The 1,422-nt window shown below is 74.9% G+C and carries 2 protein-coding genes; one reads left to right on the plus strand and one right to left on the minus strand.

Annotated elements, in window-relative coordinates:
• Positions 1 to 477, minus strand: a 477-nt coding sequence (locus AB0C29_RS48360) for a TetR/AcrR family transcriptional regulator (RefSeq protein ID WP_360835105.1), incomplete at its 3' end; no start/stop codon positions are given.
• Positions 478 to 522: 45 nt separating this feature from the next.
• Here AB0C29_RS48360 and AB0C29_RS48365 point away from each other — a divergent pair.
• Positions 523 to 1,422 (plus strand): FAD-dependent oxidoreductase (locus AB0C29_RS48365; RefSeq protein ID WP_360835107.1); only part of this gene is annotated, 900 nt, incomplete at its 3' end.

The raw sequence follows: 1,422 nt of genomic DNA on the forward strand, positions 1-1,422 counted from the left end.
GGCCACCAGGTGACTGCCGCGCTGCCCGGCGTCCGGCGCCCCGGCCGCGGTCAGCAGCGCCTGCGCCTGGGCGCGCATGGCGACCCCGTACGCCAGGATCGGGCGCAGCTCGGGGTGGTGGGTGGCCTCCAGCAGGCAGGCGTAGCGGGCCAGGGTGCGCGTGCGGCCGGTGGTCAGCCAGTCGTCGAGCAGCGTGGCGATGCTCACGGCGAGCGCGTCGAGGTCCGGGGCCGCATCGGAGGCTCCGGTGGGGACCTCCCGGGCGGCCAGGTCCGCGGTGTCCAGGTCGGCGATGCGCTGCACGACCGCCTCGACCAGCGCTTTACGCGTACGCAGGTAGGCCGAGGCGGTCCCGGCCGGCAGCCCGGCCCGGGCGTCGACGGCGCGATGGGTCAGGCCTCGCATGCCCAGCTCGGCGATCAGCGCGATCGCCGCGTCGGTGAGAGCGGCGAAGCGCTCGGGTGAGGTGGTGGCCACGACTGCGTAGTATGGCTTTCTACAGATGTAGAAAGGTGGCGCGACATGAAGGCTGTCATCGTCGGTGGCGGGATCGGGGGCCTGTGCGCGGCCCTGGCGCTGCGCCGGACCGGGTGGGACGTGACCGTGCTGGAACGCGCCCCGCGGATCGGCGCCGTCGGCGCCGGCATCACGCTGATGGCCAACGCGCTGGCCGGGCTCGACGCCCTGGGCGTGGGCCAAGAGGTACGCGCCCAGGGCCGGGTCGACGCGCCGGGCGGCACCCGTACGCCGGACGGCCGCTGGCTGGCCCGCATCGACGCCGCCGACCTGGAGTCGGCCCTCGGGACGGGCGCTCTCGGCATCCACCGCGCCACCCTGCACCGCATCCTGCTCGCCGCCCTGCCCGAATCCGCACTGGTCACGAACACCGCGGTGAGCAGCGTCGAGCCGGGCGCCGTGCTCTCCTCGGCCGGCCGCTTCGAAGCCGACCTGATCATCGGCGCCGACGGCATCGACAGCGCCGTACGCCGACAGCTCTGGCCGGACGCCGCCCTGCCCCGGTACGTCGGGACGACGGCCTGGCGCGGCGTCACCGACGAACCGTGGACCGGCGAGCTCACAGTCGCGATCACCTGGGGCCCGGGCACGGAGTTCGGCATCGTGCCGCTCGGCGACGGCCGGGTCTACTGGTTCGCGGCCACCAACGCCCCACCGGACACCCGGTCCGACGACGAAAAGGCGGCCGTCCGGGACATCGTCGGCGGCTGGCACGACCCCGTGCCGGCGCTGCTCGACGCGACGACGACCGTCCTGCACCACGACCTGCGGCACCTGCCGGCCCCGTTGCCGACCTACGTGCGCGGCACCGTGGCCCTGCTCGGTGACGCCGCCCATGCCATGACGCCGAACCTCGGCCAGGGAGCCGCCCAGGCCATCGAGGACGCGGTGGTCCTCGGGGCCTCG

Origin of the sequence: Actinoplanes sp. NPDC048791, assembly GCF_040650095.1 — a bacterium.
Taxonomy (GTDB): Bacteria; Actinomycetota; Actinomycetes; order Mycobacteriales; family Micromonosporaceae; genus Actinoplanes.